Genomic DNA, 4,953 nt, shown 5'->3' with positions numbered 1-4,953 from the left:
ATCTGCGCGCCGCGATCGGCGGCCTCGGCGGTCTTGGCCAGCGCCTTGGCGAGATTCTCGCGCGGCTCGGCGGAGCAGCGCATCTGGACGAGAGCGAGGGTGACTTTGGAAGACGGCATGCGAAGAGAAAAAGGATGCGTCACGCTCCGCACAAGCGAAGCGTTCTTGCGTGAAAAGTGTGTGACGCGCCGCGCGGAATGCAACCCGCGAAATTCGGATGCGCGAAAGCGAAAGTAACGAACTACTTGACGGAACTGGCCTGCACAACCGAGCGAAGCGAGATAGTGCCGCTCATTTACTTAATGGAACTGGCCGGCACAATCTTGACGCTCTCCAGCGCCACGCGATTTACGGGTCGGCTGTGCTCGCGGCCAGCCGTCTCCACGTCACCGAGCTTGCGGAGGACGTCCTCGCCTTTGATCAATTTGCCGAAGGCCGTGTACTTCCCGTCGAGCGCCGGAGTGGGCCCGAGGCAGATGAAAAACTGGCAGCTCGCCGAGTCGGGATCCGCGGCGCGGGCCATGGAGAGGACACCGAGCTCATGATGCCGGTCGTTGAACTCCGCCTTCACGCGCTCGTCTGCATGGCCGGTGCCCCAGGCTGCTTCCTGGGTCGGGTCTTTCGTCAGCGGATCGCCGCCCTGGATCATGAAGCCCTTGATGATGCGGTGAAACGCCGTGCCGTCGTAGAAGCCAGACTTCGCGAGTTTGATGAAATTCGCCACGGTCTTCGGCGCCACGTCCGGCCAGAACTCGACGACCATTTCGCCCGCCGAGGTTTTCAACACGGCGACTTCCTTGTCTGCCGCGCGTGCGGGAGTGAGAGCGATCGCGCCGAGGGTGCAGGCGAGGAGAAGAGAAAAGAGGGGTTGCTTCATGCGGGGAACATCAGCGCGGCTCTCCAGTGCTGTCACGCGGAAAAATTATCGGCGGCTACTCGTAGCGGCGCGAGACCAGGCGGCGAATGGAGGGGAGCGAGAACAAGCCCCAAGTGATGAGGGCGTACAAGATGGGCCCGCTCAGCATCCCCAGCGCAAAGATCCAGCTCGAGAGGATCAACTCCATGTATCTGGGCAGGACGATGCAACTTGCCACCACCCGAATCAGCATGATCGCCACCAAAAGATACCGCGCCCAAAATTGCCGGAACCAGATCCCGGCGAGGAGCGACGTGATCACGATGCCGACGGGGACTTCGTGCAGCAGGAAATCCTGCTTCTCGTAGGACGGCGTGAACAAAAAATTCACCAGGTTGAAGGCGAAGAGCGAGAGGAAGATCAGGACGAGATAAAGCCGGCCGCGCATCGGGCCGCGGCGTGCGCGCCGACGGCCGGAGGGCAAATGCAGGGTGTCTTCCATGAGGTTATGCGGAGATGGATGAGGCTACGGCCATGCCGGAGAGCCATTGCAGGACAGATGCCTTGCTAGAAAAACCGTGTGCCTCCATCGGACAAACATTTCTGCCAGTGACCGCGGAAAATGTCCACCTCCGACGTGGAAGACCTTCCCGGTCCGGGGGCAGGCCAAACGCGCCACCTCTTCCATCCGTAAACACTCTGTTTTCTGGAAAAAAGTGCGTTGGCGCCGGCCAGCCTTGGATCGCGGTCGAAGTGCGCCGCCGGGAGCGCAGAAATTTCGCGAGTCGGAAAATCATTTGCCAACTGCCGATAGCGCGAGCATCGTCGCCGCCCCTATGAAAGACATTCGCCTCATTCTTAAGACCTCCCGCGGCAATATCGAAGGCACTATTTTCGCCTCGAAGGTGCCCATGACGGCCGCCAATTTTCTCAACCTCGCCAAGCGCGGTTTTTACAACGACGTCAAGTTTCACCGGGTGATCCCGAATTTCATGATCCAGGGCGGCGATCCGACGGGGACGGGGATGGGCGGTCCCGGTTACAAGTTCGGCGACGAGATTCATCCCTCGCTCAAGCACACCAAGCCGGGATTGTTCTCGATGGCCAATGCCGGCCCCGGCACCAATGGCAGCCAGTTTTTCGTCACGCACGTGCCCTGCACGTGGCTCGATGGCAAGCACGCCGTCTTCGGCGAAGTGACCAAGGGACAGGACATCGTGAACGCCATCCAGCAGGGCGACAAAATCCTCGAGATCGAGATCCTCGATCCCACCGACGAGCTCTTCACCGCCCAGAAGGCGCAGCTCGATAAGTGGAATGCGGTGCTGAAGTAGGGGCGAAGACTCGCGGGACCACCGCGTTGGTGAATGTCGTACTCCGAACGGCCGGGCACACGGCCGTCGGAGGCATGCCGTTTTGTAGCTAGGGCGAACGCTGAAGGCCCGGCGATTCATGCCGCAGCCTGGGTGGGATGGGGAATGTCGAGAATCTCTCTCCACCGCGCTTCTTTTTGTGCTTCGGTCAAAAGCGGGCTGATGCGCACCAGATTTTCCGGTCGGGGCACCCCGGCGATTTTCTCTTCGGCGCTGGCGTCCGGATGCCGAGGGGCAGAATGCACTCCCGCTTCGGGACTGCTCTGCTTTTTTACCCCATCGCGCTTGCTCGCCCTGCGTTTCATCTCCGCCTGCTCGCGCTGGAAGTGGAGCTTTTGGCGCTGCAACTCCGTCCGCTCGTGTTCGATTTGCAACCGTTCGGCCTCGTGCTCGGCGCGGCGCATCTTCATGAGGTCGGTGCAGAACTGCCGCTGCCTGCGCCAGGCAGCCTCGCCTTCCATGGACTCGATCTCGCGGGTGGACCTCACCAGACGGGAGGTCATCCACAGGTTGAGGACCTCGGTCATGGGCATCCGGCTTTGTCCTTTGGCTTTCAGCTCCTCGCCGTGCTCGTAGAGATGCTCGGCGAGAATGAGGGCTTCCTGATAGCGGAGCCAGTCCTGATAGCCGCCGTTCTTCCACTGGGAGAGGTTGTGCTCGCTGACGGGGTGGCCGTCGAACTCGGCCCGCACGAAGGCCTGCACTTCCGGCAAGCCGTTGAGCCAAGGGACGAGGGACTTGGCGGTGGCGCCCGCGTCCAGGCGCTGGTTGATTTCTTCGCGGACCGGCTTGGGCAGCCGGGCGATCTTGCCGCAACGGTTTGGGTTACTCATGGGTGCGATTGGGTGCGATTTCCAGTGTAGGAGAAGTGCCAGAAGCCAGATAACGAGAGCCTAGTGGCGGCACAGCCTGTGTGGGGGCTGGGATCCTCGGCTAGGACTCTTTCTGCGGTCGCAAATGAGTATTTGAGCATTATTGAATTCATATTTTGAATATATGACAGCTCAAATAAATGGCGTCAAATGAAAATTTACCAGAGTGAGGGCGCTGATTTCTCGTGGCAAAATTTCAGCTCGGAATTGAGGCGGAAGGATTCGCGCCAAGGCCGCCAAGGCCGCCAAGGTCCGAATTCTTGAAGTCTTGGCGAGCTTGGCGTCCTTGGCGCGACCGCCGCTTGAACTGATGTGGAAGTGAACCGCCCCTGAGCATTTAAGATTTGGCGGATGCGATTGGGCCGCCCACACTACGCGGCATGGGGTCCGACTTTCCCATTTCCCCTCCCCGGATTATTGCCATGAGCGGTGCCCGCACATTCATTTTCGCGCTCCTGATCGCGTCCGCGGCGGCGACGACATCGGTTTCGGCGTCACTCTCCGACGAACAGAAAAACACCGTGGATTTCTATGTCCACAGGCTGGGTGAGCACCCGCAAATGTTACTCGGTTTTGAAAACGAAGCGGTTAAGGAAATCGCCGAACGGTGGACCGCGGCCACCGATTATCCCTCCAGGAGCTTGCTGGGCGGAGCACTGGTCAATTCGCTACTCAATGGGACGAAGATCTCCCCGGAGACTGCCAAATTCGCGAAAATGCGGCTCTACGAGCGGCTTTTGGATCCAGACCCAAAGGTCCGCATGGATACCGCTGGTATCGTCGGCTGGATGGATCAGCGGGAATCTCTGAAGAGGATTGCTCCCCTATTAAAGGACCCACATCAAGGGGTTCGAATGGCGGCTGCGTCGGTCTTCGGCGGAGTAGGCAACCTGGAGGATGCGCGTTTCTTGGAAGGCGTTTTGAATGAGCGGCGGAAGAATTTGACCGAAGCTGAAATCAAAAGTGACGCCAGTTTCGCCGAGGGGGACCAAGCCCTTGCAGAGATCAAAAAGCACGCCGCAGATCCGAATTACAAATTCAAGGCGGTGCCGAAGTATTTCGGTAGCTGTGTATCCCCTCCGGCGAAGCCGGTGAATGCCGGAAAATAGCGGCTGGTCGCCCGGTGTCACGAGCGCTAACGGCAAGCATGCTTCGGGAGGAATCCTGAAATCCTGCCAATCCTGTAATCCTGTCTGAAAATGAAAGACAGGATTAACCAGATTTTCAGGATTCACAGGATTACGCCGCATGCATTAGCGACGGTCGTCCCCTTGTTCGACCGGCATTCCATTCTCCATCACCGGTGATCTTGAATGTGGATTCAGCCTACGCCACGACGCGGAGTTGGATGGTGTCGAAGCGCTCTTCACCGGCGAGCATGTCGCTGACGATGATGAGGTGGTCGCCCTGTTTGGCCAGGCCGGCTTCGAGGAGGGTGTTGATCGCGGAGCCGATGGTCCGATTCGGATTCGGATCGAAGGACAGGTAGTGGGGAAAAGTGCCCCAGTTGATGATCAGTTTGCGGCAGACCTCGTAGGTCGGTGAGAAGGCGTAGATCGGTGCAGTCGGGCGCAGGTTCGAGACGTAGTCGGCCATCGTTCCGCGGCGGGTGAAGACGACGATCTTCGAGTCCGGCAGCGAATTGGCGAGCGAGACGGCGGAGCGCACGGTTTTTTGCCGATCGTCCTCCAGCACCGCATCCTCGCCGTAGCCGGCGCCGCCGCTCGCCTCGATGCGCTTGGCGACCTTGTGCATGACTTCCACGCATTTCACCGGGTATTTTCCCACGGTGGTTTCGCCGCTGAGCATGATGGCGTCGGCCTGTTCGAAGACGGCATTGGCCACGTCGGTG

At 59.6% G+C, this 4,953-nt stretch carries 6 protein-coding genes; 2 read left to right on the top strand and 4 right to left on the bottom strand.

Annotation, left to right across the window (positions count from 1 at the left end):
- Positions 1-295 precede the first annotated feature (295 nt).
- The gene (locus ABJF10_RS29275) at positions 296-877 is read right to left on the bottom strand and encodes a peptidylprolyl isomerase (protein ID WP_348548146.1); all 582 of its coding nucleotides are present in this window, start codon (positions 875-877) and stop codon (positions 296-298) included.
- Between the two features lie 55 nt (positions 878-932).
- A complete protein-coding gene (locus ABJF10_RS29270; protein ID WP_348548145.1) occupies positions 933-1,358 on the bottom strand; it encodes a hypothetical protein in 426 nt (141 codons plus the stop codon).
- A 334-nt stretch (positions 1,359-1,692) separates the two neighbouring features.
- On the opposite strand from ABJF10_RS29270, the gene ABJF10_RS29265 reads away from it, so the two are divergent.
- Positions 1,693-2,190: a peptidylprolyl isomerase gene (locus ABJF10_RS29265; protein ID WP_348548144.1), complete on the top strand. Its 498-nt coding sequence runs from the start codon at positions 1,693-1,695 to the stop codon at positions 2,188-2,190.
- Positions 2,191-2,306: 116 nt separating this feature from the next.
- Here the strand turns inward: ABJF10_RS29265 and ABJF10_RS29260 are convergent, their stop codons facing one another.
- Positions 2,307-3,062, bottom strand: coding sequence for a hypothetical protein (locus ABJF10_RS29260; RefSeq protein ID WP_348548143.1), 756 nt, complete (start codon positions 3,060-3,062; stop codon positions 2,307-2,309).
- A 461-nt stretch (positions 3,063-3,523) separates the two neighbouring features.
- Here ABJF10_RS29260 and ABJF10_RS29255 point away from each other — a divergent pair, with 461 nt between their 5' ends.
- Entirely contained in the window at positions 3,524-4,210 is a 687-nt protein-coding gene (locus ABJF10_RS29255; RefSeq protein WP_348548142.1) for a HEAT repeat domain-containing protein, read from the top strand.
- A 217-nt stretch (positions 4,211-4,427) separates the two neighbouring features.
- Here ABJF10_RS29255 and ABJF10_RS29250 read toward each other — a convergent pair.
- Positions 4,428-4,953 (bottom strand): pyruvate kinase (locus ABJF10_RS29250; RefSeq protein WP_348548141.1); only part of this gene is annotated, 526 nt, incomplete at its 5' end.

Source organism: Chthoniobacter sp. (assembly GCF_040003245.1).
Lineage (GTDB): Bacteria > Verrucomicrobiota > Verrucomicrobiia > Chthoniobacterales > Chthoniobacteraceae > Chthoniobacter.
Note: the sequence above shows the minus strand (reverse complement) of the source record. Positions and strands in the feature narration are given on the sequence as shown.

Excerpts from the sequence above, each read along its gene's own strand:
- ABJF10_RS29275 (WP_348548146.1), bottom strand. The coding sequence starts at position 877 with ATGAAGCAACCCCTCTTTTCTCTTCTCCTCGCCTGCACCCTCGGCGCG.
- ABJF10_RS29270 (WP_348548145.1), bottom strand. The coding sequence starts at position 1,358 with ATGGAAGACACCCTGCATTTGCCCTCCGGCCGTCGGCGCGCACGCCGC.
- ABJF10_RS29265 (WP_348548144.1), top strand. The coding sequence starts at position 1,693 with ATGAAAGACATTCGCCTCATTCTTAAGACCTCCCGCGGCAATATCGAA.
- ABJF10_RS29260 (WP_348548143.1), bottom strand. The coding sequence starts at position 3,062 with ATGAGTAACCCAAACCGTTGCGGCAAGATCGCCCGGCTGCCCAAGCCG.
- ABJF10_RS29255 (WP_348548142.1), top strand. The coding sequence starts at position 3,524 with ATGAGCGGTGCCCGCACATTCATTTTCGCGCTCCTGATCGCGTCCGCG.